Origin of the sequence: Salinibaculum salinum, assembly GCF_037645885.1 — an archaeon.
In the GTDB taxonomy this organism is placed as follows: domain Archaea; phylum Halobacteriota; class Halobacteria; order Halobacteriales; family Haloarculaceae; genus Salinibaculum; species Salinibaculum salinum.
This window is the reverse complement of sequence record NZ_JBBENW010000012.1, coordinates 55,572-82,529: the sequence shown is the minus strand read 5'-3', so window position 1 is coordinate 82,529 and position 26,958 is coordinate 55,572. Positions and strand designations below refer to the sequence as shown.

General features: G+C 61.3%; 25 protein-coding genes and 1 tRNA gene. 11 read left to right on the top strand and 15 right to left on the bottom strand.

Translation table 11 applies throughout. The features are described from left to right. Nucleotides 1-5: 5 nt before the first annotated feature. Together WDJ60_RS11825 and WDJ60_RS11820 are read right to left on the bottom strand one after the other, a co-directional pair. Nucleotides 6-2,108, bottom strand: a complete 2,103-nt coding sequence (locus WDJ60_RS11825) for a hypothetical protein (RefSeq protein ID WP_340100659.1) — start codon at nucleotides 2,106-2,108, stop codon at nucleotides 6-8. Nucleotides 2,109-2,617: 509 nt separating this feature from the next. Continuing rightward, a complete protein-coding gene (locus WDJ60_RS11820; RefSeq protein ID WP_340100658.1) occupies nucleotides 2,618-5,758 on the bottom strand; it encodes a GAF domain-containing protein in 3,141 nt (1,046 codons plus the stop codon). 235 nt (nucleotides 5,759-5,993) lie between these two features. Between WDJ60_RS11820 and WDJ60_RS11815 the strand changes: the two genes are divergently transcribed. Next, entirely contained in the window at nucleotides 5,994-6,314 is a 321-nt protein-coding gene (locus WDJ60_RS11815; RefSeq protein WP_340100657.1) for a DUF7344 domain-containing protein, read from the top strand. A 329-nt stretch (nucleotides 6,315-6,643) separates the two neighbouring features. On the opposite strand, the gene WDJ60_RS11810 is transcribed toward WDJ60_RS11815, so the two are convergent. The 3 genes from WDJ60_RS11810 to WDJ60_RS11800 all read right to left on the bottom strand — a co-directional run bounded on the left by WDJ60_RS11810 (nucleotide 6,644) and on the right by WDJ60_RS11800 (nucleotide 7,768). Then, nucleotides 6,644-6,949 (bottom strand): hypothetical protein, encoded by a 306-nt coding sequence (locus tag WDJ60_RS11810; RefSeq protein ID WP_340100656.1) that lies wholly within the window; start codon nucleotides 6,947-6,949, stop codon nucleotides 6,644-6,646. Nucleotides 6,950-6,954: 5 nt separating this feature from the next. Continuing rightward, on the bottom strand, nucleotides 6,955-7,128 hold the full coding sequence (locus WDJ60_RS11805; RefSeq protein WP_340100739.1) for a hypothetical protein: 174 nt from the start codon (nucleotides 7,126-7,128) through the stop codon (nucleotides 6,955-6,957). An 82-nt stretch (nucleotides 7,129-7,210) separates the two neighbouring features. Next, entirely contained in the window at nucleotides 7,211-7,768 is a 558-nt protein-coding gene (locus WDJ60_RS11800; RefSeq protein ID WP_340100654.1) for a DUF7998 family protein, read from the bottom strand. A gap of 88 nt (nucleotides 7,769-7,856) precedes the next feature. On the opposite strand from WDJ60_RS11800, the gene WDJ60_RS11795 reads away from it, so the two are divergent. From WDJ60_RS11795 to WDJ60_RS11785, 3 genes are all read left to right on the top strand, one after another. Next, nucleotides 7,857-8,234, top strand: coding sequence for a cupin domain-containing protein (locus WDJ60_RS11795; protein ID WP_340100652.1), 378 nt, complete (start codon nucleotides 7,857-7,859; stop codon nucleotides 8,232-8,234). A 64-nt stretch (nucleotides 8,235-8,298) separates the two neighbouring features. Further along, a complete protein-coding gene (locus WDJ60_RS11790; protein ID WP_340100651.1) occupies nucleotides 8,299-8,532 on the top strand; it encodes a DUF2249 domain-containing protein in 234 nt (77 codons plus the stop codon). Next, a complete protein-coding gene (locus tag WDJ60_RS11785) occupies nucleotides 8,529-8,819 on the top strand; it encodes a cupin domain-containing protein (protein WP_340100650.1) in 291 nt (96 codons plus the stop codon). Before WDJ60_RS11790 ends, WDJ60_RS11785 begins: the two co-directional genes overlap by 4 nt. Nucleotides 8,820-8,821: 2 nt before the next feature. Here WDJ60_RS11785 and WDJ60_RS11780 read toward each other — a convergent pair whose 3' ends face one another. The 4 genes from WDJ60_RS11780 to WDJ60_RS11765 form a co-directional block, all read right to left on the bottom strand. Further along, complete coding sequence (locus tag WDJ60_RS11780; RefSeq protein WP_340100649.1) at nucleotides 8,822-9,103, bottom strand: hypothetical protein; 282 nt, start codon at nucleotides 9,101-9,103, stop codon at nucleotides 8,822-8,824. Continuing rightward, entirely contained in the window at nucleotides 9,100-9,372 is a 273-nt protein-coding gene (locus WDJ60_RS11775; RefSeq protein WP_340100648.1) for a DUF2249 domain-containing protein, read from the bottom strand. The genes WDJ60_RS11780 and WDJ60_RS11775 overlap by 4 nt, the downstream gene beginning before the upstream one ends. A 196-nt stretch (nucleotides 9,373-9,568) precedes the next feature. Further along, nucleotides 9,569-9,674, bottom strand: a tRNA-Glu gene (locus tag WDJ60_RS11770). A 146-nt stretch (nucleotides 9,675-9,820) separates the two neighbouring features. Further along, complete coding sequence (locus WDJ60_RS11765) at nucleotides 9,821-11,788, bottom strand: 3-hydroxyacyl-CoA dehydrogenase/enoyl-CoA hydratase family protein (RefSeq protein ID WP_340100647.1); 1,968 nt, start codon at nucleotides 11,786-11,788, stop codon at nucleotides 9,821-9,823. Between the two features lie 118 nt (nucleotides 11,789-11,906). Between WDJ60_RS11765 and WDJ60_RS11760 the strand changes: the two genes are divergently transcribed. Together WDJ60_RS11760 and WDJ60_RS11755 are read left to right on the top strand one after the other, a co-directional pair. Beyond that, complete coding sequence (locus WDJ60_RS11760; RefSeq protein ID WP_340100646.1) at nucleotides 11,907-13,064, top strand: acyl-CoA dehydrogenase family protein; 1,158 nt, start codon at nucleotides 11,907-11,909, stop codon at nucleotides 13,062-13,064. Nucleotides 13,065-13,285: 221 nt separating this feature from the next. Further along, entirely contained in the window at nucleotides 13,286-15,697 is a 2,412-nt protein-coding gene (locus WDJ60_RS11755) for a hybrid sensor histidine kinase/response regulator (protein ID WP_340100644.1), read from the top strand. A 17-nt stretch (nucleotides 15,698-15,714) separates the two neighbouring features. On the opposite strand, the gene WDJ60_RS11750 is transcribed toward WDJ60_RS11755, so the two are convergent. The 3 genes from WDJ60_RS11750 to rqcH form a co-directional block, all read right to left on the bottom strand. After that, on the bottom strand, nucleotides 15,715-16,716 hold the full coding sequence (locus WDJ60_RS11750; protein WP_340100643.1) for a lysylphosphatidylglycerol synthase domain-containing protein: 1,002 nt from the start codon (nucleotides 16,714-16,716) through the stop codon (nucleotides 15,715-15,717). Nucleotides 16,717-16,993: 277 nt separating this feature from the next. Then, complete coding sequence (locus WDJ60_RS11745) at nucleotides 16,994-18,394, bottom strand: hypothetical protein (RefSeq protein WP_340100642.1); 1,401 nt, start codon at nucleotides 18,392-18,394, stop codon at nucleotides 16,994-16,996. A 38-nt stretch (nucleotides 18,395-18,432) separates the two neighbouring features. Next, nucleotides 18,433-20,595, bottom strand: a complete 2,163-nt coding sequence (rqcH, locus tag WDJ60_RS11740) for a ribosome rescue protein RqcH (RefSeq protein WP_340100641.1) — start codon at nucleotides 20,593-20,595, stop codon at nucleotides 18,433-18,435. 176 nt (nucleotides 20,596-20,771) lie between these two features. On the opposite strand from rqcH, the gene WDJ60_RS11735 reads away from it, so the two are divergent. Beyond that, nucleotides 20,772-22,859, top strand: coding sequence for a methyl-accepting chemotaxis protein (locus tag WDJ60_RS11735; RefSeq protein WP_340100640.1), 2,088 nt, complete (start codon nucleotides 20,772-20,774; stop codon nucleotides 22,857-22,859). A gap of 27 nt (nucleotides 22,860-22,886) precedes the next feature. On the opposite strand, the gene WDJ60_RS11730 is transcribed toward WDJ60_RS11735, so the two are convergent. Beyond that, nucleotides 22,887-23,834, bottom strand: coding sequence for a zinc-dependent metalloprotease (locus tag WDJ60_RS11730; RefSeq protein ID WP_340100639.1), 948 nt, complete (start codon nucleotides 23,832-23,834; stop codon nucleotides 22,887-22,889). A gap of 54 nt (nucleotides 23,835-23,888) precedes the next feature. Then, nucleotides 23,889-24,125 (bottom strand): hypothetical protein, encoded by a 237-nt coding sequence (locus WDJ60_RS11725; RefSeq protein ID WP_340100638.1) that lies wholly within the window; start codon nucleotides 24,123-24,125, stop codon nucleotides 23,889-23,891. A gap of 114 nt (nucleotides 24,126-24,239) precedes the next feature. On the opposite strand from WDJ60_RS11725, the gene WDJ60_RS11720 reads away from it, so the two are divergent. Further along, nucleotides 24,240-25,295: a M20/M25/M40 family metallo-hydrolase gene (locus WDJ60_RS11720; RefSeq protein WP_340100636.1), complete on the top strand. Its 1,056-nt coding sequence runs from the start codon at nucleotides 24,240-24,242 to the stop codon at nucleotides 25,293-25,295. A gap of 12 nt (nucleotides 25,296-25,307) precedes the next feature. On the opposite strand, the gene WDJ60_RS11715 is transcribed toward WDJ60_RS11720, so the two are convergent. Beyond that, on the bottom strand, nucleotides 25,308-25,970 hold the full coding sequence (locus WDJ60_RS11715) for a DUF7509 family protein (RefSeq protein WP_340100635.1): 663 nt from the start codon (nucleotides 25,968-25,970) through the stop codon (nucleotides 25,308-25,310). A gap of 96 nt (nucleotides 25,971-26,066) precedes the next feature. On the opposite strand from WDJ60_RS11715, the gene WDJ60_RS11710 reads away from it, so the two are divergent. The 3 genes from WDJ60_RS11710 (at nucleotide 26,067) to WDJ60_RS11700 (ending at nucleotide 26,957) form a co-directional block, all read left to right on the top strand. Further along, nucleotides 26,067-26,459 carry a winged helix-turn-helix domain-containing protein gene (locus WDJ60_RS11710; protein ID WP_340100634.1) on the top strand — a complete coding sequence of 131 codons (393 nt, stop codon included), beginning with the start codon at nucleotides 26,067-26,069 and terminating at the stop codon, nucleotides 26,457-26,459. Nucleotides 26,460-26,592: 133 nt separating this feature from the next. Further along, entirely contained in the window at nucleotides 26,593-26,787 is a 195-nt protein-coding gene (locus WDJ60_RS11705) for an LSM domain-containing protein (protein ID WP_302081224.1), read from the top strand. Beyond that, nucleotides 26,784-26,957, top strand: a complete 174-nt coding sequence (locus WDJ60_RS11700; protein ID WP_302081225.1) for a 50S ribosomal protein L37e — start codon at nucleotides 26,784-26,786, stop codon at nucleotides 26,955-26,957. The genes WDJ60_RS11705 and WDJ60_RS11700 overlap by 4 nt, the downstream gene beginning before the upstream one ends. Nucleotide 26,958: the final 1 nt, after the last annotated feature.

Below are 26,958 nucleotides of genomic sequence, written 5' to 3'. Positions count from 1 at the left end.
CGTCTTCACACGTTCCAGATTACGTGGGTGACACAGCTCTCGTCAACGATTGCGCCATCTGCGATTAGTTCCGCGCAGTTCTGAACCGCGTCCGAGCCGCCGGGGAACTGCTCGGCCGCCACTAATTCGACGGTCAGCGTCAGCGTTGGGAGACATCCACCGGGTGCGAGGTTGCCGTTGTTCGGATGCGTCGCCGTGACCACGCCACCGCTTGCCGACGCGCTCCAGCCACTCCCGGACGCGGAGACGAACGACATGCCGCCGGGGAGGTCATCGGTCACCGTAATCTGCCCGTCACACTGCTGGTCTGTCGGGTTACAGACCGTAATCTCGTAGGTTTCTTGTTCGCCGTAGGTGAACTGCGAGGCCGCGACTTTGTCGATCACGAGGCCGTTGCATCCCTCGATTGCCTGCGTCACCGTGACAGTCGTGCAGTCTGTATTATTGTCGGCAGTGGCGTCGTCCGAGTCGACACGTGCGCAGTTACGGAGCTGGTCGCCAGTCTCGTCAATCGAACCGACATCGACTTCGAGGGTCAACACTGGAAGGCAGTCACTCTCGGCGAGTCCCCCGGTGTTGGAATGTGTCGCCGTCACGATGCCCCCGCTTTCGCTGACAGTCCACCCGCTCCCGGTTCCGGACGCAAACGACACGCCGCTCGGAAGGTCGTCGGTGACCGTCACTGGGTCGTCACAGGGGCCGTCACCCGCGTTACAGACGACGATATCGAACGTCGTCGATTCGCCGGCAGTCACGAGACCACCATCAGTGTGGCTCTTGGTGACCGAGAGGTCACACTCGCCCGTGCCAGGCTGAACTGGAACGCTCACGCAGTCACGGTTGTTCGACGTGTCCGCGTCCGATCCCTCGATACTCACGCAATTGCGGATCTGATCGCCAGTCTCGTTGATCGAGCCGACAGTGACGTTCAGCTCCAGTACCGGGAGACACTCCCCCGGCGCGAGCCCGCCGCTATTGGAGTGTGTGCAAGTGACGGTACCGCCGCTCTCCGTGCAGTTCCACCCAGTGCCACTCTCGGAGTCGAAGGCCACGCCGCTCGGAAGGCCGTCGACGACCGTTACGGGGTCGTCACAGGAGCCGTCTCCAACGTTACAGACTTCAATCTCGAAGGCAGTCGAGGTGCCCGCGGTGACGACATCGCCCCCGTAGCTCTTGGTGACTGCGAGGTCGCACTTCCCTTCACCGGGTCTAACGGGTACGCTAACGCAGTCGCGGTCGTTCGACGCGTTAGCGTCGTCGACTTTCAGAGCCGCACAGTTGCGAACCTGGTCGCCAGTCTGACTCATCGAACCGATAGTGACGGTCAGATCCAGTACCGGAAGGCACTCGCCCGGCGCGAGTCCGCCGCTGTTGGAGTGCGTGCAGACGACAGAGCCGCTGCTCTGGCTGCAACTCCAGCCCGTTCCGCTTCCCGAATCGAAGGTCACGCCGCTCGGAAGGCCATCGACAACGGTGACGGGGTCATCACAGGGACCGTCGCCCTCGTTACAGACCTCGACCTGGAAGGTCGCAGAGCTTCCCGACAGAATCACATCACCGTCGTAGCTCTTGGTGACTGCCAAGTCACACTCGCCCGCACTCGGTTCGATCGGTACCTTGACACAGTCTTGCTTGTGGCCGAGGTCAGCATCCCCCTGGTCGACAGTGACACAGTTCGCGATTTCGCTGCCGACTTCGTCAACGGTGCCGATATCGACCGCGAGAGTGAGCGTTGGAAGGCAGTCACCGCCGTCGAGTCCACTACTATTAGGATGCTCGCAGGTGACCACCCCACCACTCTCTGTGCAGTTCCAGCCGCTCCCGCTGTCAGTAGCGAATGTCGTCCCGCTTGGCAAGTCGTCGGTGACGGTAACTGTAGACTCGCAAGTCTCGTCTCCCTCGTTGCAGACAGTAATCTCAAACTCTGTCGTGTCTCCGTACGAGACCGGTCCGCCGATGTGTTCTTTCCTCACTGAGAGATCGCACGGTTCATCATCGTGTAGGCAACCGGCAAGTCCAACCATGCTCCCCGCGCCGACGACCTGGAGAACTCTTCTGCGGGTGGTTCCCCCGCTCACGTCCGCCATCTCCTCGTCACCGGCCCTCATTGCGCCGTGCCCCCATTGTCAGACGCAGCTCCATCCAGGGAGGCCACACTCGCTTGTACGTTGTTCCAGGAATAGAGCCCCCCACACCGGCAGGTAACCGAATTATTGGCTTGCGTTACCATTACACATATGACCACTCATCAATTATATATAAATATGCCTACTATTTCGTTCAACTAATCTACCAGTTGCTACAGAGACAGACATACCCCCTCTTTACAACATTCTTATCAGCACGTTGAGGGTGACGCCTGCCATCTCATATCGAATCCGAGCTGTAATTAGAGGATGATACTGGACGTTACTCGGGTTGTCAGTATTAATTTGTCACCTCACTGAGTGTCGGGATATTAGTCAGCGATACGCGTCCTGTAGCCCTCACGGCTATCGGAAAATGTATCTGAGCTGGTAAAATTCCCGGCAGTCAATAGGTAATCGTCAGTGACCCGCTCTATCGCTCGGCCATATGTATGGGATATTATGCTTTGCAGAGATTCTATTTACCAGTTTCAGTGACGGAGTGGCAGCGGATTCGTCAGAAGTGTCTCGAAGACAGTCTGCTCGGCTTTCCGGAGGTGCTGGTGGAAGGTCGGAGCGGAGATATCGAGCGACTCGGCAATCGTCTCCCCAGAGACATCACGCGGCCACTCGAAGAAGCCAGCGTGGTAGGCAGCCTGGAGGACCGTTCGCTGCCGGTCAGTGAGCGTCTCCGTAAGAGTGGATTCGAGACCGTCAGTCGATTCGTTGATCAACGTTCGCTGCCGGCGCTTCAGCAATTCTGCCGTTGGGTGCGCCGTCTGCACGGCGTCGATAACGCGACGAACGTCGGCACTCGGTGAGAGTCGCAAGGAGAGCGTGAGCTCACCGTCGTCGAGAATTGCCCGGTTGATATACCCACCAACAGAAGCCACAGCCGACAGCACCGGCGGTTCGGACAGTCGAAGTTCGAAGTTGCCCTCGACGCCCTCGCCGTGGGTGGTCACCGACTCCCAGTGTGGAACCACGTCGACGAAACGCTGCAGACTCTCCATTCCCTCAGCTGTCGCGGTACCGTAGATGAGATACTCGTCGTCACGCACGGGGACTGCATGCGCAAGTTCGACGCGGCCCGGGAGCGACATCTTGGTGTCGAATGTCGCCCGAAGCGCTGGTATCTGGAACTCTAGTTCGACGACTTCGTCGCTCATTAGCGCCTGCTTGCGTTCGGTCGCTGCAATCGCGTGACCGACGACTTCACCGAGCTGTCGCAGAACCGTCGCTTCCTCACCCTCGAAAGCGTGGGGTCGACCCGCGTAGACGTTCAGGACACCGTAGAGCGACCCCTCGTGGACGACTGGGATAGCCGCTGAAGACCGAACGTCGAACGTCTGCAAGTACCCGCGCCAGGGGTCGTGTCTATCGTCAGTTCGGATATCCCGCGTCACTTGCACCTCACCCGTCCGAAGCGCACGCCCGGTCGGGCCGTCGCTTCGCTCGTCGTCAGGGTCGACAGTAATCGTGATGTCGTCGAGATACCCCTCGACGCCAGCCTCCGCGTGGAGGTCGACCGTCTGTGTGGCGACATCGACGTCACCGACCCAGGCGAACAGATAGGATTCGGTGGCCGCGAGATGCTCACAGACGGTCTGCTCGATTTCCCCGCGGGTCGACTGGTCGATAACCGCGTCGGTTATTTCCCGAGCGACGGTGTTGAGTTCGTTCAGCGCTGCGAGGCGGTCGGTGTACTGCTGGCGCTGGTATTCGCTCCCAATCCAGTTTGCAACCAGTTCGACGAAGGCGGTTTCCCAGTCAGTAAATGAGACCGATTCCCGGGCGATCCAGCAGCAAAGCACCCCGTATACCTCTCCGTCGACGGCGACTGGCACACCGAGAAACGATTGTTGCTCGGCCGGACCAGAGACGACCTGTTGTCCAGATTCTGCCACGCGTGTACAGTCCGCGCGAATGTCGGTCGGAACGGAACCACCGGCGTCACTTTGTGTCTGGACGCGTTCGAATGCCCACTCACCGTCCGTGACAGTCGCGAGTCCGGCATCCTCGACGCCGAGTGTCTCACCGAGGATATCGAGCAACTCGTCCAGCGGTGCTGACAGCGAGTTCTCCGGCCGGGACATGACCCTGGACGCGTGACGTAACGCACGTTCTCGGGTTTGCAGTTCACACCGCTGGCGGACCAGTTCCTGTTCGTAGGTCTGCCGGTCGAGAGCGCCAGCGAGAACGTTCGCCACCGACTGTACGAAATTGACCTCGTCGTCGGAGAACGTCGCTGGCTCGCTGTCGTGGATTCCGAGAATTCCCCACGGGTCGTCCGGTGGGCCGACGAGGACGCTGATTCCACTCCGGACACCGTGGTCGGTGAGCAACGCCGGTCCGCTGAATCGGGACTCCGACTTGAGGTCCTGAACCACGACCGGTTCGCCCGTCCCGAGCGTGTGGGCTGCCTGTGAATTATCGTCGACAGCGGAGACGGTGGCCGACCCGACGACGTTCTCGTCCCACCCGACGCCCGCACGAAGGTGGAGCGACTCGTCGCCAGCGTCGAGGTCAAGAACCTTGCAAAAATCACTGTCGAGCGTCTCAGAGACGAGACGTGTCGCCTCCGACATCAGCGCATCGACATCGCGACTCTCCAGTGCGTTTTGCCCGAGTTTCGTGACCACTTCCTGTTGTCGGACCTGCTGCTGGAGTTTGTGCTCGCGCTCGTTTCGCGCCGTCACCTCCCGAGTGTAGACGACGATGCCAGCGATACCAGGGTCGTCGATGAGATTCCGAGCCTGTGTCTCCAGGGCGACCCAGGTCCCGTCGTTGTGTTCGAAGCGGAACTCGATTGTCGGTTCGTAGCCGGGGTCCGCTACCATCGCCGAAAACTCGGCCACCACCTCTTTGCGGTCGTCGGGGTGGATGTACTCGAACCCCACGTCGTCGACGAGTTCACCGGGTGCGTATCCGAGGACGTTCTCCACAGAGGCAGTAATCGTCTGAAATCGGGCTTTTTCGTCGACGACCGCGTTGACGTCCCGGGACTGCTCGAACACCGTCTGGTAGCGCTGGAGTTCGCGTTCGCGGGTTTTCTTTTCGGTGATGTCAGCAAGGCGCGCCGACAGTCCACCAGCAGACGGATAGACGCGAATCTCCTGCCAGGACTCTTCGTCCTCGACGTAGCGTTCCCGTCGCTGTCGGTTCCCCGTAGCCATCGCCGTCCGGAGTGCGTCGCCGAGTGGGTCAGTCTCGTCGACCGGTAGTACCTCCCAGACAGCGTGAGCGCGGAGTTCGTCTTCACTGGCACCGAGCAGCGACTCGGCGCGGGTGTTGACGTACATGAACCGAAACTCCTCGTCGAGCGCGAAGATTCCGACGGCCACGCAGTCGAGGACATCGTCGACAAGTGACTCCGGACCAGCCACCCGGTCCGAGGTTGCCTGCGATGGCCCCGAATCACTGGTGGCGGGACGCCACCACACCCGCGCGGACGCTCCAACCTTCTTGGTCGCCAGGCAGTCTCGGTCCACGAGTCGTTGCAGTCGGTCGTACGTACTCCGACGACCGAGGTCGAGTTCGGTCGCCACCTCCGTCGTCGTCCGCGGCCGACCAGACGAGCCAAATACCGCCAGCGTCTCCTGTAACCCCTCCGTGAGAGCGCTCGAAGTCATTCAACGACGCAAGACGGCTACTGTTCATCAACCTTCCGCCGGCGGAGTGTATCCCAATCTGTCCCAGGACGAACTGGAACAAGAGCTACGACAAGACGAAGAGTAAGCCGCAAGCACAGAGGAATTGTCGGCGGGGCTGACTCAGCTGACGAGCCTAAAATCTTATAGAATTTTCTTACCTGTCTCTGGCATCTTGGTAGAGATACGCACCGAAGAGGGTGCGAGGGAGGCCACTATGAGCAGAACAAAAGAGCGAAACCACGGAACCGAGTCGAACAGTGGACTACTGACTATAAGCGAACAACACGAGGTGCTCTCGTCCGGACGCCGGCGCAGAGTCCTCAGCGTGCTCAGTGAGTCGAATTTGCCGATTGACGTGGCGGAGTTAGCACGTGCGGTTTCTACCAGGGAGTACGAGAGCGACGAGAGCGACGAACAGAGAGAGCGCCTGCAAATCGAGTTACACCACGTGCACCTCCCGAAATTACAGGAGCTAAACGTCGTCGACTACGATAAAGAGACTTGCCAGGTCGAAACGTACCGACCGTTCCAGTAACTACTGTCGGCTACTGACAAACGTGGATGGACGGACAGAAGACGGGACTCCCCTCTACCGGGAATACGAAGGAATGATTCGATGACCGACGACGCCTTCACGTACCAGTTGAGTAGCGCAGAGACACCGAGTCTTGCTGTCGTCTACGCGGTCGCCGAATACACTGACCGCTCTGTTCTGGAACTCTTGCCACTCGCCGGGGTGTCTCGACCCCGACGCCCTCGACGAGACGATTTCCACCGGGCAGTCGGCAACGTGTCCCTTCTACTACGAGGGGTATCTGGTCGAAGTGACTCAGAATCGTATCGTAGTGCAGTGTCAGGAGTGAGTCACTCCACGACGTATGATTGTAACTGCCCGCGCTCGCGCACGTCGACGAACTGGTAGCGGTCACCACGTTCGAGTCGACCAGCGAACGCACCGTCGGCACCACTCACGTCGTGAATCTCGTTGTATCCCCGAAGTCCGTGGTCGAAAAGTCGTTCGCGGACGGATGCAGGAATATCCGACTCGGTCTCGACGTCGACCACGAACAGTCGGTCGGTGAAGCTCTTTGCTGTCCACGCGTCGACGATTGGATCGTAGTTACACAGTCGTTCGGCCAACTCCCTGAGTTCCTGCTCGCGGTCGGTCATCGTCTCTAGAGACGACCGCCACCGAGGGAGCCTGTATACGAACCCCAGTCTTCGACTCGACCCAGGAGTGCGACGACAGCAACTAGCAGTACGCCCATCAGCGCGGTCATCCGGAGCGACGAAACAGCCATCTTACCGAGCGGTTGCCAGGGAACGCCGTTGAAAATTATCGGGAACATCTTCGCCCACGCGTGCCCCACGACCACACACAGGGCTCACACGTCTCCGTACGGGGCGCACACGTCTGGCGCCGCGGCCACCTCAGAACGGCGCGTCCATGCCTCGCTCCGACGGCACCTCCTCACCGCTATCGTCGGCCGTCACGTCCGCGTGAATCTCACCAGTTTCTCTGAACGTCTCCTCTAACTGCTGGAGTTTGCCGTTGATCGAGACCGAATTGTGGTGCATGTCGTCGACGCGAACCGAGACGAGGTCGAACTGGTGGCGGTCGCGTTCGCCATTGAGTGCACGGAAGGTTCCGATAGTGAGGGTGTCACTCTGTGGGCAAAACTCCGTGGTCGGCGTGAACTCCGCACGGAGTATCCCATCGTCCTCGGCGTCGACAGCGTACCGGTATCCCGCCCCAGGATGACGCTGGTCCAGATTCAGCCGGGAGAGGTTGTAGCCGAACGTCATGTCGTAAACGCCGCGCTCTTCGAACAGTCGGCGAACGAACCGGTGGAAAGCGGCGTGTTCGCGACCCGCCAGTATCTCGTGGCCGGCGAGAAACGGCCCCGGGTCGGGGACGTGCTCGGGGACGAACTCGTCGTAGTTGTCGAAGCTACCGCCATCGCCGCTGACGGAGAGGAACCCGGACATACGCTACGCTTGGGACTCTCGTCCACTACGTGTACTCCCGAACGGGTTCGGGAGAGGCGACACCACGGCCGAGAACGAGAGACGACACATGGTCGCGACAAGCCTCGACGACGAGCGCAGATTCGACGACGGACAGTTCGTCGCAGAGACGATTCACCAGAGCGAACAGCAGAAAGTCGTCCTCGGCTACTTCGAACCCGGACAGTTCATCCCGGTCCACGCTCCCAGCAGCGACGTCGCAATAACAGTCGTCTCCGGAACCGGTGTCATCCGCGACGGAGACGACGAACACCGGGTCGAACCGGGGGACGTTGCCGCAGTGCCGGCGGGGACCGAACGCGGCGTCCGTGCAGACGAGAATACCCGACTGGAGGTGACGCTCGTCACTGCCCCGCCGCCGAGCGACGCCGAACACGAACCGGTTCGGCGCGGTCTCAAACAGGGGGAGTTCGAACCCGAGAGATGAATAACGCGGCAGCGAACATATTCGGCAGAGCTGACTGGGCCGTGGGGAGGGTAGGAGAACTCGTATGCCAGCAGAGACACTCGACCTGCGAGAAGTACCACCGCCCGAGCGCCATCCGAAGATTCACAACTCCTTTGCAGCGCTCGACAGCGGCGAGACGCTCCAGATCATCAACGACCACGAGCCACGGCCGCTGTTCTACGAGATGAAAGCCGAGGTCGAAGACTTCGACGCCGAGAACTACACCGTCGAGCAGCGCGACGACGACGAATTCGTCGCTACCCTTCCCAAACAGTGATACAGACAGCAACGCTCGCGGAGTTCGATGCTGACGGCCGCACGCCGGTTTTCGAGGACCCATACACGGTCCATCTCGGTCTGGAAGCCGGCGACAGCATTCCGCCACACACCCACCCCGGACAGTCGATTCTCTTCGCAGTACAGGAGGGAAAACTCGAACTGACCGTAGACGAAGCGACGGCAACGCTCGCTGGCGGAGCGTGTGCCAACTTCGACGGCGACGCCGACATCGCAGTCGAGGCACTCGAAGACACCCGTGCGCTGGTCGTCTTTGCCGACCAGTAGCCTCACTCTTCGCCGAACAACGCTATCGCCTCGGCTGCCGACCCCCGATCTGCCGCTCCCGACTGCACGGCTTGGAGGTGTGACTCCGGCACTGCGAGTAATGCCTCTGTGAGTCGCCGTGCCAGGTCACGGACGGCTTTTGCTTCGCGCTCGGTCAGGTCACGCCGCGCGCGCAGACGGCCCAGTGCGCGTGCCTGTTCGGTGTGCCGGATGCGCTCACCCCGTTCACGAATGCGGGTCGTCGCATCGTCGAGATCCAGCTCCGACTCGTCGTCGACACTCATCGCGTCGATATTGCGGTCACCACCACGTCTTCTGTCTTGGCAGTTTCGTACTCGTACCCTCTGTCGTCAAGTTTCGGATAGAGATGCTGGGGCGCACGGTCGTTCAACTGGACCAGTACGACATCGTCGGCCAGTTCCGCCAGCGTCTCCAGCGTCTTCTTCAGCGGCTTGGGTGGCCCCAGATTCCGTACGTCGAGTTCCTCGGTCGACGCGTCGGCCGGTACACCCAGCTCTTCCCGGACGAGTGTCTCTGCCTCAGTTGCTGGCATACCTGCCGCTTTGACCTGCTCGCGGCCATCTGTTATCCCGAACGTGTTCGGAGAAGAGACTGCGCTATTCGGTGACGGTGTGCCTGAAAATGCTTAGTCAGGGATTTGAACTCGATGGCGAGGCTCACTTTGTTCGCCTCGCGTAGTTCAAATCCCATTCCCTGCGCTTCTGCTCGTCACGTTGTTCCTTGCAGAATGCTCGGTCAGGGATTTGAACCCTGGTCCTCGGCTGTCTTCCGAACAGTCGCGGTGACTTGCTCGCCGAAAGGCCAAGATGATTGGCCGGACTACACCAACCGAGCGCATTTGGGAGTGTGACCCTGGCAGTAATAAAGCCTGTCTTTCGGAACGTCCGTTGGTACGCGCTGTCATGTGATTCGCCCCCGTATTGAGGGTGAGCGGCGCTGCTCGTAACGACGACAAAAAATCGGGATTCGCAGTATCGACCTTACTTCCCTTCGAATTCTGGGTCTTCGTCGGACTGCATTTTGGAGACGCCTTCGAGGAAGTCCTCGGTTCCGATGACGTGACCGAAGGCCTGGGCTTCGACTTCGAGACCGGCGTCGGTGTCGTCACGGCCGGCGAGGAACGCCTTCTTGGTGTACTCCTGGGCCAGCGGCGGGCCGGCAGCGAGGTCCTCGGCGAGACCAAGTGCCTCCTCCTCGAGTTCGTCGTTCCCGACGACTTCGTTGACGAAGCCGTAGTCGGCCATCGTCTCGGCGTCGTAGTGGTCGCAGGTGAAAATAACCTCCTTCGCACGGCTCTCGCCGATGAGGTGTTTGAGTCGCTGCGTGCCACCCCAGCCGGGGATGATACCGAGGTCGTGTTCTGGCTGCCCGAACGTTGACCGTTCCGTGGCGACACGGAGGTCAGCACACGTGGCCATCTCCATGCCACCGCCGAGCGTGTAGCCGTCGATACCGGCGACGACGGGCATCGAGAGTTCCTCGAGCTTGCCCCACGTCTGTTGTCCTTTTCGACCGAGTTCGATGGCGTCAATCGGGTTGGCGCTACCGGCCATACCGACGGCATCGGCACCGGCACAGAACGCACGGTCTCCCTCGCCAGTAACGAGGACGGCGCGCACGTCGTCGTCGTCCTCGAACAGGTCGAGCGCAGCGGCGAACTCGTCGAGCAGTTCCGGCGTGACCGTGTTCATCTGCTGCGGTCGGTCGAGCACAATCTGACCGACATTCTCGGACGGGTACTCGACGCGAATCGTATCGAAGCTCACGTCACCGTCGTCGCCGTCGCCACCGTAGAAGCCACCGTCATCGGCGGCTTCCTCGAGTCCTTCGCTGGGCTCGTAGCGGGCGTGGCCCGTCTCGTCGTGGGCCTCTTCGAGCGTCTCGACGAGCGAGTCCAGACCAGCCTTGTCGGCCAGTTTAGCAGGACCGTCGGGGAAGCCGCCGCCGAGTTTGACTGCCTCGTCGATGTCCTCGACGGGCGCGACGTCTTTCTGGACGAGCTTGCCGACTTCGTTGGCCATGATGGCCGTCAGTCGGGCCTCGATGTCTTCGCGGCCGGCGTCCATCGGGATGTCGACGCCGCCGTTGTCGTAGTCGTAGAATCCCTTGCCGGTCTTCTTGCCGAGTTCTTCGTCGTCGACCTTCCGCTGGAGGAGCGGGCTGGGTTCGTAGGCGTCACCCAGCGTTTCGTGCATGTAGTCGAGGACGTGCAGGATCACGTCGTTGCCGACCTGGTCGCCGAGTTCGAACGCACCCATCGGGATGTTGATGTCGTACTTCGTGGTGGAGTCAACCTCCTCGATAGTCGCGAAGTCACTCTCGACGAGCCAGCAAGCCTCGTTCATCAGGGGAACGAGGATGCGATTGGCGATGAAGCCAGGCTCGTCCTTGCGGACGTGAACCGGCGTCTTGTCCATCGATTCGGCGAGTTCCGCGATGAGGTCAGTCGTCTCCTGGGACGTGTGTTCCCCGTTGATGACCTCGACGAGGTCCATCTGGACGGGCGGGTTGAAAAAGTGCATCCCACAGAACTGCTCGGGTCGGTCCGTGACTTCCGAGAGCTCCGTGATGGAGAGACTGGAGGTGTTGGAGGCGAAGATAGTCCGGTCGGGGGCGGCCGCGTCGAGTTCCTGATAGACATCTTTCTTGATGTCCATGTTCTCGATAATTGCCTCGATGACCACGTCAGCATCGTCGACTGCCTCCTCCATGTCGACGACCGCTGTGACGCTCTCGATGGCAGCGTCGCGTTGCTCCTCACTGATGATGTCTTTCTCGGCGAGTTTGTTCAGGCTCCACTCGATCTGGTCGTAGCCGTCCTGGACGATCTCCTCCTCGATGTCCCGGAGGCGAACGTCGTATCCAGCGAGTGCAGCAACCTCTGCGATACCGTGACCCATGGTGCCAGCGCCAAGCACCGTGATGGTTTCTATGTCATCGAGTTCCATGATTCGTGTTGCTGGTTGCGCGCCCAGGTTTTGAACGTTTTCTTTCTGACAGAGACAACGCTACGTCCGTTTATCGGCCTCGGAAAACACTAACTGCGGTTGGCGAGTGCTATCACGTATGGACTACGGACTGACCGACGAACAACAGCAGATCCGAGACGAAGTTCGCCGCTTTGCCGAAAACGAGATTGCACCTGTCGCGACAGAGTACGATAGAAAAGAAAAGTACCCCCACGAGGTGATGGACGAGGCAGCCAAGATGGGGCTGACGGGGGCGAATATCCCCGTCGAGTACGGCGGCGCGGGCTACTCGACGCTGGAGATGGCGCTCATCATCGAGGAGTTGTTCGCCGTCGACCCCGGCATCGGGCTGGACATCACCGCCGCTTCCTTCGGTGCGGAGGCGCTCATCGGCTTCGGGACGGAAGAACAGAAGGAGAAATATCTGGAGCCGGTCACACGCGGCGACGCCGTGATGGGAGCGGCAATCAGCGAACCCGATGTCGGCTCGGACGTGTCCTCCGTGTCGACACGCGCCGAGAAAGACGGCGACGAGTGGGTTATCAACGGCAACAAGATGTGGATTACCAATGGGTCGGTCGGCGATTACTTCGTCGTCCTGGTCCAGACCGACCCCGAGGCTCAGGGTCGATACAACGGCTTCTCACAGATTCTCGTCGAATCGGACCGCGACGGCTTCACCGCCGAGAAGATTACCGGCAAGATGGGAATTCGCGCGTCAGATACGGCCGAACTACTCTTCGACGACGTGCGCGTGCCCGAGGAGAATTTGGTCGGGAACCAGGGTGGCGGCTTTCTGCAGCTAATGCAATTTTTCGACGAAACACGGACTGCAGTCGCCGCACAGGGCGTCGGTATCGCCAAGGGAGCGACCGAGCGCGCACTCGACTACGCACAGGAGCGCGAGCAGTTCGGGCAGTCCATCTCCGAGTTTCAGGCCATCCAACACAAGCTCGCGGACATGCACACGAAGACGGAAGCGGCCCGCCAGCTGACCTACAAATCCGCCTGGAGCGTCGACAACTCCGAGGACCAGTTGACGATGCTGGCTTCGATGGCCAAGGAATACGCCTCCAGAGTGGCTGTTGACACAGCTGACGAAGCCGTCCAGATTCACGGTGGCGCAGGCTACGTCGACGACTTCGACGTGGAGCGCCTCTACCGCGACGCCAAAATCACCCAGATCTACGAGGGAACAACCGAAATCCAGAAAAACATCATCGCCCGCGAACTGCTCGGGAAAGGGATGTTCTGAACGGACGGGCCGCTGTCGCTCACGAGAGAGTATCTGCTTTCTCCCCAGGAGACTACAACGCTCAGTCCGACCGATAAGCGTCTATCGAGAACCCAATTATCGAAATAGAGACTCACAAACGGACTCTAATACGCAGATAGTAGACAAACAGACCGACGTTTTTTCAATTAAAATACTGGGACCCAAAGCATTATTATGGTTTTCTCGTTAACTAAATGACAATGTCTGAGTTGTCCGTGGATGCGATTCGCGTCCTCCACGTTGACGACGACCCGGGTTTTACCGACGTGACCGCCACCTTTCTTGAAAATACGGACGACCGATTTACCGTCGAAACTGCAGCGAATGCAAACGAGGGACTCGAGTATCTCACTCACGATATCGACTGCGTCGTGAGTGATTACGACATGCCGGGACGAGACGGCATCGAATTTCTCGAAGCCGTCCGGGACCAGTACCCACGCTTGCCGTTCATCCTCTTTACCGGCAAGGGGAGCGAAGTGGTCGCCAGCGAAGCCATCTCTGCCGACGTGACTGACTACCTCCAGAAGCAGACTGGCACCGATCAGTACCAACTGCTTGCCAACCGGATTGCAAACAGCGTCGAGAGCTATCGGTCCCGGCAGCAACTCAGAGAACGGAGAGCAGATCTCGAAACGTCACACGAACGGATCTCGTTCGCGCTCGAGTCGACTGATTCGTATATTTACGAGGTCGACCTCGGAACGGGGACTGAAACCCGCTACGGCGCGTTCGAACGGCTCTTCGGTCTGAAGTCCGTCGACGTTCCGACATCGGAATCGTTCTACGACCGAGCGATTCACCCAGACGACCGACAGCGGGTCGAAGACATTCAGGACCTCGATACGCTTCGCAGCCTCACAGAATCAATCGAATACGAGTTCCGGACACATCCTGACAACGGCGATGTCCGCTGGCTGCGTTCCGAAGCGTACATTCAGAGCGGATCGGACGGGGAGCCACAGACGCTCGTCGGTCTGGCGACGGACATCACCGAGCGCAAACAGCGACAGCGCGAGCTCAACCGCTACGAGAAAATCGTCGAAAACACCGAAGATGGCATATACGTCTTCGACGACGAGGCACGGTTCAGCTTTGTCAACCAGCGGGTTGTCGACGTGTCGGGCATTCCGAAAAACGCCTGGATAGGAGAGCACGTCTCCATTTTGTCCGCGCTCGATACGCTCAGTGAGGAGGACGTCTCGGCCATCGAGACCGGTATCGAGACGATACTGCAGGGGAACGAAGCCGGGGTCCGAATCGAACTCACGCCCGACGTACCATACGACCTCGACATTCTCGAACTCCGGCTGGCGTCGTTCCGAACCACCGACGGAAGCCGGCGCGTCATCGGCTACTCCAGAGATATTACCGACCTCAAAACCAGGGAGTGGAAACTCAAACAGCTCCAGCACCAGACGCGCTCGCTGATGACGACCCGGACGCTCGAAGAGACGGCACAGGTGGCAGTCGACGCCGCACAGGAGGTACTCGACGCCGAGTTGAGCGGGTTCCATCGACTGACCGACGACGGAGAGCGTCTCGAACTCGTAACGGACGCCGACGCGATGACAGCGGTGTTCGAAACGGTTCCGGAGTACGACCGCACTGTCGAATCAGACACTGTCGGAAGCGTGGTCTGGGACGCGTTCGAGTCGGGCGAGATTCGAGTCATCGACGACACGAACGAAAGCGAGCGATTGGCCGGGAACACGCCGTCCGGAAGCGCGATTATTTATCCGATCGAGAGCCAGGGTGTGTTCATCGTCTCGGCCACCGAGGTAGACGCCTTCGACGAGACTGACAAGAGCCTCACCGAAATCCTCTCGGCGACGCTCACGACGGCGCTCCAGCGGGTCAACCGGGAAACGCTCCTCCGCGAGCGCGAACAGAAACTCGCACACCAGAACGAGCGTCTCGACGAGTTTGCCAGCATCGTCAGCCACGACCTCCGGAATCCGCTGAGCGTCGCTCAGGGCCGGCTCGAACTGGTTCGAGACAAGTGCAGTAGCGAGCAGCTAGCGACCGTCGAGAAAGCCCACGAGCGGATGGACACGTTAATCGAAGACATGCTCGCACTCGCTCGGGAGGAAGCAACCGCCACGGACATCGAAGCAATCGGACTCGACGAGGTTGTCAGCCAGTCGTGGAACACTGTCGAGACGGACGAGGCGACGCTCGCAATCGAGACGGAGTCTACGATTCGGGCAGACGAGAATCGCCTCCAGCGACTGCTAGAGAACGTGATTCGGAACAGTGTAGAGCACGGTACTAGGAGCAGTCGGACGCGGTCCGACAACAGGGTAGAGCATGGCTCTACAGGCAATCGGACGCGGTCCGTCGACAATGTGGAGCACGGGAACGGGGACGTGACCGTGACAGTGGGTGAACTGGACGACGGGTTCTACATCGCAGACGACGGGGTTGGAATCCCCGCCGACCAGCGGGACGCGGTGTTCGACCGTGGATACTCGACGGGAGAGGGCGGAACCGGCTTCGGGTTGTACATCGTCGAGCGAGTTGTCGAGACACACGGGTGGGAGATTACCGTCACCGAGAGTGCAGACGGCGGCGCGCGCTTCGAGATCACCGACGTGGCGTTCGTCGAGTGACGAATACATCCGCCGAATCAGGGACGCCACCCGCGAAGGAACGCCACTGAAATGCCACCTGCGGTGAGCGCGAACGCAATGGCGAGCGTCCGGAAGAGAACGACCGCGGCGGCCGCACCGTCGGCGGGTGCACCCGTCATCACGACGAGTGCACCGCCCAGAAACACGTCGTAGGCACCGAGGCTCGCCGGCACGGGGAGGACGACACTAAGTCGTGGCAGTGGAACGATAGCAACAATCGGGAGCAGCGGGACGGCCACGCCGACAGCTTCCAGTGTAGCCCACAGCGCACCGGCGACGACGAGTTGTTCGACGACGCCCGCGAGCGCGACGTACGCGAGCAAGTGCGGCGCCTCCCGGAAGTAGAGGATGCGACTCCAGAAGCGCTCGACGGCATCGGTGACGACCGACCGGTCGTGCGGGTCACTGCGGTACAGTGCCGAGACCCGTGAGACGAGTGGCGCAAGGACAGCCACGACGGCCCGCGAGAGGACCGCTCGACTCCAGAGCAACACCACCGCGAGGGCGACCAGTCCGACGACAGCACCGCCCATCGTGTAGACGAGAAACTGCGGCGAGGGACCGACAAGCAAGAGAGTCGCCGCCAGGACCGTCGAAAAGAGCGCTTGCGTTCCGGCTTTGATGTACTTGGCGACACCGCGCACGGCGAGCGCATCAGAGTACGTCGACCCGGTGGTCACGCTGATAAAGCGAGCCATGATGGGCTCGGAACTGACCGGCCCGGCCGGACTGACGGTATCGAAGAAGTCGCCGGCGAGTGCGAACTGTACGCTCTGGTCAGCACTGAGACCGTCGCCAAGCGGTTCGACGGACGCCCAGACGCCGATCGAGTCGGTCAGTCCCTCGACGACGACCAGACAGGCCGCGACCGCGGCGAGCCACGGGAGGAGACCCGCAAAGCGGGCGGCGACGCTGTCGAACCCGACCCAGAAGAGGTAGACACCCACGGCACCGCCGCCGACGAGAATACCGGCCACAGTCCGCAGTTCCGTGCGCACGTGACTCTCTCGAATGGGCGCTCGCAAAAGCACTCTGGTCGGCCGGGCGGTTATAAAGTCCCAGGATATACCGGGACCAGCGACAGGTGCTCTCACCCCGTAGTGCTAACCGCCGGGTGGACAGTAACGCTGTCACCGTCACCCGGACGCTGGGGACTCACAGCTGGCCACTCTCGGCCACCATCTCGGGACTCGTTCGCCGATTCGAGCCCGCTCACCTTTTTGTCGGCGACCCGGGCTCGTGGTAGTATTTGCTCTGAAAGAGTCGCAGACCGCTTCAGACGAAGCCGGTCAGTGGCATCAGCAGACCCGTCACCCAGCCGAGACTGCCCAGGACGAGCAGACCGGCCCCGCGCTCGTCAATGTGCGAAGAGCCAGCGGCGATGAGGCCGAGACCGCAGGCCAGCCCCACGCGGTGCAAGACGAGTTGCACTGGAATACTGGAGATACCCAGCCCGCCGAAATCGAGGACGAACGCCGCGGTGAGTCCGACGAACGCGAATCCGAAGGCCGGCATCGTATCGAGTGACGGCCCGAGTCGGCGCGCGACCTGCTGGAGGCGAGCAAACCGCGACGTCGCACCGAACGGCTGGGAGAGGACGAACGTGAGCGTCGGTAAGCCGACTGCGAGCGCAGGGTACAGTATCGGGAACACGACCTTCGGGTCGACCCCGGAGAGTGTCGACTCGAAGACGACGCCCGCGGTCCGGACGCTGAGATACAGGGCGACGAGCGCTCCGGCAAGGATGAATCCACGAACGTTGGTCCAGCCCCAGCGGACGAGCCGTCGCGCCTCCTGCTGGAGTGAGTACCGGGTCGCGCGGGTGAACAGACCGAGTACGAGCAACACGGCCGTGCCGGGGAGCAGCGTAATCTTCGAAATCCAGCCGTCGTTCCAGCCCCGGTTTACGCCGTAGTACTCGCGACTCACCGACTGGACGAATGGCTTATCCAGAAAGTCCGACTCCAGGGCGTTCCGGGAGGGCTGGATACCGACGACGGTGTGTCGCAATCGGAACCAGTCGAAGTACTCCCGGTGAATCTGTACTGCAGTCCACTCCGTCTCCTGGGTCGTGTACGCACGGATGTGATACCGACTCCCGAAGTAGTCGCCGGCGTGAATCTGGTAGGCTTCCCTGACCCAGCCGGCATCGCCACCCGCAGGTCGCGCGTCGATGTACGAGTAGCGCTTTGCGCCGTGTGTGTCCTGCCAGCCGAGCCCTCCACCCTGTATCGTCACCGGCTTGGGATTGGTCGCGTTCGTCGCGTTCGGGGCATCCGTCGCGTTGGTCGAGTTCTCCGGCGTCGGCGCGTCGACCGACGCGTTCTCGAGGGTTTCGTTGGCTGCCGACACGTCAGTGCCATTGGCAGTTGATTCGTTCTCGGGCTCCGTAATCTGCCAGTCGAGTGCAGTCTCCTGAGTGAGCGTCCGCTTGACGCGGTCGTCGTCGCCGACGATGATGATGTTCGTCGCGAGCGTCCGCTCGCGTGTCGTCTTCGCGCGAGACGTATACGGCCAGAGATAGCTTCCGTTCTCGACGGGCTGGATGAGCCGGTCCTGACTTGGTGTGTTACCGTCTGTCGGATTGACCGTCGGCAGTCCGAGTCCACCCGCTAGCAGATACGTCCCGGCTAGCAACAGCAGGCCCGCAACGAGGAGCCGACGGCGCGTAAGCATTGGTCGTATCCGTTCATAGACACCGAGGCATATATGCGCTACTCCCGCATGCGGCTTCCGCCCGGCGGCAGAAACTCCTGAATCAGGTCGGGACTGGCCACTTTCCGAACGAACGTGTCGTCGGCAAAGCGGTCACGGAACTCCCGGTAGAGCCGTTTCGCGATGTCGTTCTGTGCGTACTTCCCGGGTTCGACCGTGATAGCTGTTTCCGCGCGTGCAGCGATTGGCTCCGGCGGTCCGCCGATGACCCGCGTCTCCGGTTCGCAGGTGATACCGACGGCGACACCGACCGGAACGTCACGGAAGTACGTCCGATCCCCGCGGATGGCGAAGCCTCCCTTTTCCAGGTACTCGCCGCTCTCCGGGGTCTTCGAGACCTGGTCCGGGTCGACGACGTACGCGTCGCCGGCGAAGCGACCGTCCTTCCAGACCGACGAGTAGGAGACGGCAAACTGTGCGGCCTCCTGCTCTGATTGTTCTGGAATGTCGATGTCGTCGTCTGCGGACTCGCTCGGTCCCGTCGCCTTCAGAACGGTGACCGGCCCGCCGTGGGCCTGGGCGTGGAAGAAGCGGTCACCGGGTTCCAGGTACTTCTTGACGAGGTCCTCGTTCTGGTCGGCGTTGCGCCCACCGATGACCAGGAAGCCGTCGCTCGTGTGGAACCACCGGAACGACTCGTACCACTTCTCGCCCGACCGAACCGGGATCGACGACCGGGAGAGCCAGTCGATATCCTCGTCTTCGTCTTCCACCTCGTCGTCCTCACTCTCTTCGTCTGCATCTTCGGCATCCCACCGTTCGCGGCGTTCGCGGACCGCTTCGAGTTCCTCGCGGGTGTTCTCGATAGCCGCCTGCGCACCCTCCTTTTTCTCCTCGATGCGCTTTGCCTCGGTATACAGTCGATCCGCGTTCTTTTCGACGCCGTCGGCGACGACCAGCGTCGCGGTGTGGTCGCCCACCTGCATCGTCACGGTCCCTTCGCTGCCATCGAGCGATTTGACGGCTTCGGCGGCGGCGATACCCTGCTCTGCCCCTTCCGCGAAGCGCTCCTCGATATCGTCCCACGACGCGCCGTCCTCGCGGGCCGACCGTATCGTCGAGAGAACCTCGTCGACGAGATCGTAGTGGGCGTACAGCGCCTCCGCCTTCTCGCGTTCGGCCTCGGCCTGCTCGTCGAAGTTCTCGATCGCTCCCTCCTGTTGCTCGATGATGCGCTTTTTCTTCTCGATTTCCGCCTCGAACTCTGGCCTGTCGCGGCCGCCCGTCTCGGCGGCCTCCGTTTCGGCGTGGTCGGCCTCGAAGTGCGTGAAGTAGTCGTCCAGCGCGTCGGTGAACGTATCGAATATTTCGGGCCGCAGGTCGGCGTGTTCCTCCAGCGGGACCGGGGTCACGTCGACGCGACGACCCGATTCGTCGGTGGCGTCGGCGTCATCGGCGGCGTCGCCGCCGTCGGTTTCGTAGTAGACCCGAGAGTCGAGGTCCCCGCTCTTGAGTTGCTCGGCGAGCGTCTGAATCGTGTCGTAGATTGCCCGGTAGTCGCCCTCGTCGGCCTCGCCGATATCCATCGTCTTCGAGACACCAGCCCGGGTACACAGTTCTTCCCCCCAGAGGCCGCCGAAGTTGAGTTGCGTCGCGAGCGTTCGAACCACGTCGGTGTCGGACTGGTCCATCCGCGCGACGAACCCCTCGAAATCGACCGAGAGCGGATTGAACCTGGCGTCGGGAAACTCGTAGGTCGCGCCTGGGGCGACGGTCCTGGATTTGAGACGGACCGTATCGAGGCAGTCGACGACCTCGCCGGCACCGTCCAAGACGGCGACGTTGCCATCGCCGAACAGTTCGGCGACGATAGTGGTGCTGTCGTCCTCGCGCTCGAAGGTAAACTGGATGATGCGGTCGAATTCGAACTGTTCGACGCCGGCGAGTTCCGACCCGGCGAGCCGGTTGCGCAGCATCATCGCGAAGTTCGGCGGTCGCTCGGGTGCCGGCGGCACGTTGTCGGCGTCAGCGATGCGAGCGTGCTTGGTGTCGCCGACGTCGATCAACAGTTCCACCCGTCCCCGCTCGTAGTGTCGCATCTTCAGCCGAACCAGCCCGTCCTCGTAGAGATACGCCTTGTCGACGCCTGCTCCCTCGTATCGGCCGAGTTCGCCGGCCAGCGCCGCGAGGTCGACGCTCGTCAGTTCCCGCTTTGGCTCCATACCACTCCGTTCCGGGACGGCGCAGAAAGGGGTGTCGCTGCCAGGCCGCGGTGTGACCCGGGCTACCGATACCTGCACCCGCGCGGGGGAACCGACAGGGTGTACGTATTAACTGTGATGTTTACCCACACGGGTTGTTTATCGTGCACTGACTGATACGTCGCGAGGGTTCACTCATGCCTAACGATATCACAGCACTACTCATGGCCGGGGTCACGCAGGGAGAGACAGCCGAGGACGACGGCAGTGAGGAATACGCCGGAGAGACAGTCGGCGGCGCGGATATCGACGGCACGTCACGGCTGTCTCGTGCCCGTGATATCGTTGGGCTCGACGATGACGCGAACCGACAGAGTGCCGTCGGGGACGACGACGGCTCCGCGGAGCTCGGACTCAGAGTTCCGGATTTCGCCGAGGCGTACCCCGTCCCGGTGCCGAACGGAACCGCATCGAAACACGCCCGCAACCTCTCGAAACTCCTCGAACGTGACCTGACGCCGGAGCGAGCGAATCGAGTGGCATCGACCGCCCGTGAACACGTCGCCGCGGACGTACCCCCATCGTCGTACGTGGGCAGTTACATGCCGGCGTTCGAGCGACTCGTCGAGAACGCTTTCGAGACAATCGAGGCCGGCGGCGATCCCCAGGACGCGAAGGCTGACCTGCTCGCGTCGCTTCGGACGGCCATGGTCGACATGCAGGTCGGCGTCGACGAATTCGCTGATGCGGACTCGGTCGTGGCGCTCGAAGACGACGAGTACAGTGAGACTGTCACGATGGAGGAAGTGCTCGACTCGATTCCCTACCCCACATTCCTCATCGACGACGAACACACGCTGCTCGAGTACAACGTCGGCATCAACCGCCTGCTCGGACTCGACGACGACCACCGCGAGTTCCTCGGCGGCGACAACCGCGAGACAATCGCCGCAGCGACGTACTCCGACGGGAGCCGACACAACAGCCTCGTCGACAAGATCGCAGAGAACCCCCGCGACGCCGAGGACCACTGGGACATCGAGAACGTGACCGACGAGTACAGCGAGTACACGGACAAACTCGTCTACGAGGACACGAGCGTCACCAAAGCTGACGACGGCTCCGAGACCCACATCGGCTTTCTCGCCGTTCCCCTCTTCGACGACGACGGCGACCTGAAAGCCATCTTCGAACTGGTCGAAGACCGAAGCGAGGAGGTGCTCCACCAGCGGGAAGTCGGCGAACTCGTCACCGAAGTCACCGACACGCTCCACCAGATCGGCGACGGGAACCTCGCGGCACGCGCCAACTACGCGGACGACCACGACGTCATCGAACCCGAACTGCTGGAACTGACGACCGACGTCAACGAGATGGCGGAGAGTTTCGAACAACTGGTCGAACAGGTCGACGAGAAGGCAGACGAACTGACTCGCTCTATCGAACGGGCGACGAGCAGCGCTCACGAGATTAACGAGCAGGTCGACGAACAGAACGACTCTCTGGAGAGCGTCGCCAACGAGATGGAGGACTTCTCGGCAACGATGGAGGAGGTCGCCGCGAGTTCGAACGAGGTCGCGAGCGCCGCAGAACGCGCGCTCGAAGAGGCCGACAGCGGCGTCGAAGCGGGTGAAGACGCCCGCAACGTGACCGGCGAAGTCATGGAAATCAGCGACCGACTGGTCGAGACGGTCGAAGAACTCGACGATTACATGGACGAGATCGGCGAGGTCGCCGAAGTCATCTCGGACGTGGCAGACCAGACGAACATGCTCGCGCTCAACGCCAACATCGAGGCCGCACGCGCGGGCGAGGCCGGCTCCGGCTTCGCTGTCGTCGCCGACGAGGTGAAGCAACTCGCCACCGAGACGCAGGAACACACCGAAGAGATTGCCAGTCGCATCGAGACCATCCAGGGCCAGGCTACCGAGACCGTCGACGAAGTCGAACGCTCACATGACCGGATTCAGGACGCCGAAGAAGAGATCGAAACCGCACTCGACTCCCTTCGGACGATTTCGGACAAAGTCGAGGAGGCTGCCGACGGCATCCACGAGGTCGCCGACGCCAACGACGAGCAGGCTGCGACTGTCGAGGAAGTCATGGCGACTGTCGACGACGTGCGCGAGAGCGCCCACGACGTCTCGTCGACGACAGCGGAGATCGTTGACGAGGCAGAGAAACAGGAGAGTGCCGTGTTCGAACTGTCCGACCGCGTCAAGGAACTCTCGACGACCTCAGCGGGGAGCGGACCCGACGTGGATCACGAGCACGAACACATCTGAGACCGGCGACTGCCGCTCTGTTTTCTCTCAGGCGACCCGCGCCAGCCACGCCGCCGGGTCGTCGAGTTCGTCGTCGGTCGGCAGCGTCTCCGGCGATTGCCAGACCAGTCCCGCCGTCTCGATGTCGCGGGCGTCGACGATTGCCTGGAAAAACTCTTTCCCGCGTTCGTACTGGCGGCGCTTCATGTTCAGACCGAGCACCCGCCGAATGAGTTGCTGGAGTGGCCCGCGGCCGGAGCGGCGTTCGTCCAACTTTCGGCGGAGGTCCTCGTACTCGTCGTCGAAGGCATCGTCCATCACCAACTCGGCGTACCCTTCGACGGTCGTCATGGCGGTGTCGAGTTCGCCCAGTTGCGTGCGGTCGATAGTCCCTTCGGTGAGTTTCTCGACTGCTTCCTGCATCGTGGTTTCGAGGTGTTCGGGGAGCCACGGAGCAGCGCCGAACTCGGCGGCGTGGGTCACCTCGTGAAAGGCAATCCAGCGGCGGAATCGGGGGTACGGCACGTCCAGCGAGTCGGCGACGCGCCGGATGTTCGGCCGGACGAAATAGAGTTTGTGGTCGTCGCCGTCAGCGAGCAAGAGTGGGTCGTACTGGCCGAGGACGTTGTTCGAGAGAAAGGAGAGCGCAAACGCCATCGACCCGGTGTTGACCATGCGTGCGATGCCGGGGATGAACTCGGCGCGGGACTCGATGGGCGCCATCACGCGCTCGAAGGTCGCGACGTTGGCGTCTATCCAGTGATGGCGCGACTGGATTTCGACGGTCTCGGGCAGGTCGAAATCGAGTGCAGTGACGCGACGGATGCGGTCACGTGCGTCACGCACGTCGGCGGCGTAAGCGGATTGTTCGTCGGACGGTACATCGATATCGCCGGGGTCTGTGGCGGCCTTAGCTGCGTCGCCGACGGCGCCCCAGTCGACCGGACCGTCACCCGAGGCGTCGGTGACTGCTCTGACGCTGCGATAGAGACTCATTGCCAGATTCAGGTGGTCGCCCGGCAAATGTCTTCCCCTGGCATTCTCATCCGATTACTCGGTGTCGATATCGACTGCGTCCAGATCCGAACCCCGTCCGCCGAGGAGCTTCTTTGCGGCGACCGCGACGGCGATGAGGAAAACGAGCCCGAGCACAATCGGCAAGACGCTGCCCGAATCTTCCTCGTCGCCGTCGTCTTCGCCATCGCTCTCGTCGCTGCCGATAAAGGGTGCCTTCGCAGAAAACGATACGTCGTCGACCTGGAGTTTGAGGAACGTGAACTCGGTCATACGCTCGTGTTCGACCACCGGACATATAGCCGTTCTGCCAGCACACTCCATTCCTGACCCGTCACCAGTGCCGCGGACCGGAGCTTTCAGGCCCGCGGCCACCAACAGGTGAGTATGGAGCAAGAACGACGTGCGTTTCTGGACGAGTTGCTCGGGACGGCCAGCCCGTCGGGGTTCGAAACGACTGGCCAGCAAGCGTGGGTCGACTACGTCGCGGACTTTGCCGACGAGGTCAGAACCGACGACTACGGCAACGCCGTCGCCGTCGTCGAGGGCGGAGACACCGAAATCGCACTCGCTGGCCACGGCGACGAAATCGGATTCATGGTCCGCGATATCGAGGAGTCGGGTGCCATCCGGATGACGCCCATTGGCGGCTCGGATCGGACCGTCTCGAAAGGCCAGCACGTCCGGATTCACACCGACAACGGCCCGATACCGGGCGTCGTCGGCCAGACGGCCATCCACCTCCGCGACCCCGAGGAAGACGCGATCGCAGACATCGAAGAACAGCACGTCGATATCGGCGTCACCGACGACGAAGAAGCCGAGGAACTCGTCGAGCGCGGCGACCCCATCACGTTCGACCAGACGGTTTCCGAACTCGAACAGGACCGCATCGCCGCCCGGGGGCTCGACAACCGCGTCGGCATCTGGGCGGCCGCCGAGGGGCTGCGCCGCGCGGCAGAAGAAGGAGCCGACGCGACAGTTTATGCCGTCTCCACGGTCCAGGAAGAACTCGGTCTCCAGGGGGCGAAGATGGTCGGCTTCGATCTCGACCCCGACGCCGTCGTCGCGACGGACGTGACCCACGCCACCGACGCGCCGGGGACACCCAGCGGGAAGTCCACCGGCGTCGAACTCGGCGAAGGACCGGTCGTCTCGCGTGGCAGCGCCAACCACCCGACAGTCGTCGACGCCGTCCGTGCGGCCGCCGAAGACGCCGACATCGACGTCCAGTTGCAAGCGACCGGGAGCAGAACAGGTACCGACGCTGACGCCTTCTACACTTCCCGTGGCGGGATTCCGTCGCTGAACGTCGGCGTGCCCAATCGCTACATGCACACGCCCGTCGAGGTGCTGGACCTGAACGATCTCGATGCGACTGCGGACCTACTGGCTAGCTTTGCGCTGGCCGCAGGCGAGTGGGAATTTTCGGTCGATATCTGAATTGGTGAGCGCTTATCCACTGAAGTCGTCGAGCGGTTCGAGGTCGCCCAGTTGTTCACGGCGAGCAATATCCCTGACGAACAGGCGGAGTTGGCGAACGAGGTCGTCCCGGTCGTCGTAGGAGTAGATACGAGCCTCCCACCTGTCCTGTACGGCTGCAATCATCGCACTCCGGACGCCCGACTCGTGAACGAAGACGACACGTTCGTGATGGTCAGTACTGTCTGCGTTGCCGTCACAGTCTTCACGTTCGCGGAACAGCGCTTCGAGCACAGCGCCTGCCTCGATACCGACACCGAGATTGTCACCCACTTTTGGTACGATATAGACAACTGCGTTACTGGCAACGGCGAATTCGACACTCTGGGTCGCAGCGTCCATCTCCTCGAGCGGTATGTCGACGTCGAGTGCGAGGAACGCGTTCACACCCGGGTCTGTTCGCAGTTCGTCTCGAACAGTCAACAGGAGGTCAAGCGTCGCCTCGTCACGTTCTAAATTCTCATCGCTTCCGACCAATCGACCGAAGTCGACGCTTTCCGGAACCGAATCCGCGTCGAGCGAATCTGTTCGGTCTACGATTGCTTCGATATCGAATGCCTGGTACGGTCCCATCAAGTAGACGAGAAACCGCGTGTGGGCGAGGTCACCGAGCGTGTCGAGCAGGCGCTCGCGCATACGGTGTCTCTCTGGCCGATAGTATATAAACATCCGGAATTTCAAGAGTTGCTGAGTCAGCGAACACTTAAACAGCAGGGCGGCAAATAGAAACGCATGGGAGAGACCGAACGTCCGGGTTCTGGAGCGGCCGAGCGAGATGGGCTGCTCCCGGAACACAGTATCCTGTCACTGGGAGAGTATCTCGATATGCAACGAGCAATCGGGAACGAGACTCGGTTTCGTGTCCTCGATAGTCTCGTCGAGGACGGAGCACAGAGTGCTACAGAACTCCGGAACGCGCTGGACATCGAATCCAACACCCTCCACTACCACCTTGATGCCCTGGTTGACGTTGGACTCGTCGAGAACCGCAAGCGAGCAGAGCCAGACAGCGACGGGTTGTACTCCTACTATCGCGCCACGTCGTTAGGGGAGGGAATACTGACACACGGCGTCCGTGAACTGATGCGAGAGGAGTGGGACCTGCTCGACGCATACAGCGGGTAATCAGTCCATCTGCTTGACTGCGAACTCGAAGCCCCACGCGAAATTGACCCGTTCGGAAACTGAATACGAATCCGTCGTGTTATGAGCGTTGGGAGCCGGTACGTTTATGCTCCCGACACCGCCCCGTTGGTGTATGAGTGACAACGGAAATCGGCCGCTCGACGTACTGGAAGCATCGGTCGGCGAGAGCGTCACAGTCCACCTGAAGGGTGGCGAAGTGTACGACGGTACCCTCGCGGGCTACGACCAGCACATGAATCTCGTCGTCGAGGAGGGCGAAGACACAACGATTATACGCGGCGATAACGTCGTCTCAATCAACCCATGACTGGCGCAGGAACCCCGAGTCAGGGAAAGAAAAACGTCACGACACACACGAAGTGTCGCCGCTGTGGCGAGAAGTCGTATCACACGAAGAAGAAGGTCTGCTCGTCGTGCGGATTCGGCAAGTCGGCCAAACGACGCGGCTACGAGTGGCAGAGTAAATCTGGCGAATAAC

Excerpts from the sequence above, each read along its gene's own strand:
- WDJ60_RS11825 (WP_340100659.1), bottom strand. The coding sequence starts at position 2,108 with ATGAGGGCCGGTGACGAGGAGATGGCGGACGTGAGCGGGGGAACCACC.
- WDJ60_RS11820 (WP_340100658.1), bottom strand. The coding sequence starts at position 5,758 with ATGACTTCGAGCGCTCTCACGGAGGGGTTACAGGAGACGCTGGCGGTA.
- WDJ60_RS11815 (WP_340100657.1), top strand. The coding sequence starts at position 5,994 with ATGAGCAGAACAAAAGAGCGAAACCACGGAACCGAGTCGAACAGTGGA.
- WDJ60_RS11810 (WP_340100656.1), bottom strand. The coding sequence starts at position 6,949 with ATGACCGACCGCGAGCAGGAACTCAGGGAGTTGGCCGAACGACTGTGT.
- WDJ60_RS11805 (WP_340100739.1), bottom strand. The coding sequence starts at position 7,128 with ATGTTCCCGATAATTTTCAACGGCGTTCCCTGGCAACCGCTCGGTAAG.
- WDJ60_RS11800 (WP_340100654.1), bottom strand. The coding sequence starts at position 7,768 with ATGTCCGGGTTCCTCTCCGTCAGCGGCGATGGCGGTAGCTTCGACAAC.
- WDJ60_RS11795 (WP_340100652.1), top strand. The coding sequence starts at position 7,857 with ATGGTCGCGACAAGCCTCGACGACGAGCGCAGATTCGACGACGGACAG.
- WDJ60_RS11790 (WP_340100651.1), top strand. The coding sequence starts at position 8,299 with ATGCCAGCAGAGACACTCGACCTGCGAGAAGTACCACCGCCCGAGCGC.
- WDJ60_RS11780 (WP_340100649.1), bottom strand. The coding sequence starts at position 9,103 with ATGAGTGTCGACGACGAGTCGGAGCTGGATCTCGACGATGCGACGACC.
- WDJ60_RS11775 (WP_340100648.1), bottom strand. The coding sequence starts at position 9,372 with ATGCCAGCAACTGAGGCAGAGACACTCGTCCGGGAAGAGCTGGGTGTA.
- WDJ60_RS11765 (WP_340100647.1), bottom strand. The coding sequence starts at position 11,788 with ATGGAACTCGATGACATAGAAACCATCACGGTGCTTGGCGCTGGCACC.
- WDJ60_RS11760 (WP_340100646.1), top strand. The coding sequence starts at position 11,907 with ATGGACTACGGACTGACCGACGAACAACAGCAGATCCGAGACGAAGTT.
- WDJ60_RS11755 (WP_340100644.1), top strand. The coding sequence starts at position 13,286 with ATGTCTGAGTTGTCCGTGGATGCGATTCGCGTCCTCCACGTTGACGAC.
- WDJ60_RS11745 (WP_340100642.1), bottom strand. The coding sequence starts at position 18,394 with ATGCTTACGCGCCGTCGGCTCCTCGTTGCGGGCCTGCTGTTGCTAGCC.
- rqcH (WP_340100641.1), bottom strand. The coding sequence starts at position 20,595 with ATGGAGCCAAAGCGGGAACTGACGAGCGTCGACCTCGCGGCGCTGGCC.
- WDJ60_RS11735 (WP_340100640.1), top strand. The coding sequence starts at position 20,772 with ATGCCTAACGATATCACAGCACTACTCATGGCCGGGGTCACGCAGGGA.
- WDJ60_RS11730 (WP_340100639.1), bottom strand. The coding sequence starts at position 23,834 with ATGAGTCTCTATCGCAGCGTCAGAGCAGTCACCGACGCCTCGGGTGAC.
- WDJ60_RS11725 (WP_340100638.1), bottom strand. The coding sequence starts at position 24,125 with ATGACCGAGTTCACGTTCCTCAAACTCCAGGTCGACGACGTATCGTTT.
- WDJ60_RS11720 (WP_340100636.1), top strand. The coding sequence starts at position 24,240 with ATGGAGCAAGAACGACGTGCGTTTCTGGACGAGTTGCTCGGGACGGCC.
- WDJ60_RS11715 (WP_340100635.1), bottom strand. The coding sequence starts at position 25,970 with ATGCGCGAGCGCCTGCTCGACACGCTCGGTGACCTCGCCCACACGCGG.
- WDJ60_RS11710 (WP_340100634.1), top strand. The coding sequence starts at position 26,067 with ATGGGAGAGACCGAACGTCCGGGTTCTGGAGCGGCCGAGCGAGATGGG.
- WDJ60_RS11705 (WP_302081224.1), top strand. The coding sequence starts at position 26,593 with ATGAGTGACAACGGAAATCGGCCGCTCGACGTACTGGAAGCATCGGTC.
- WDJ60_RS11700 (WP_302081225.1), top strand. The coding sequence starts at position 26,784 with ATGACTGGCGCAGGAACCCCGAGTCAGGGAAAGAAAAACGTCACGACA.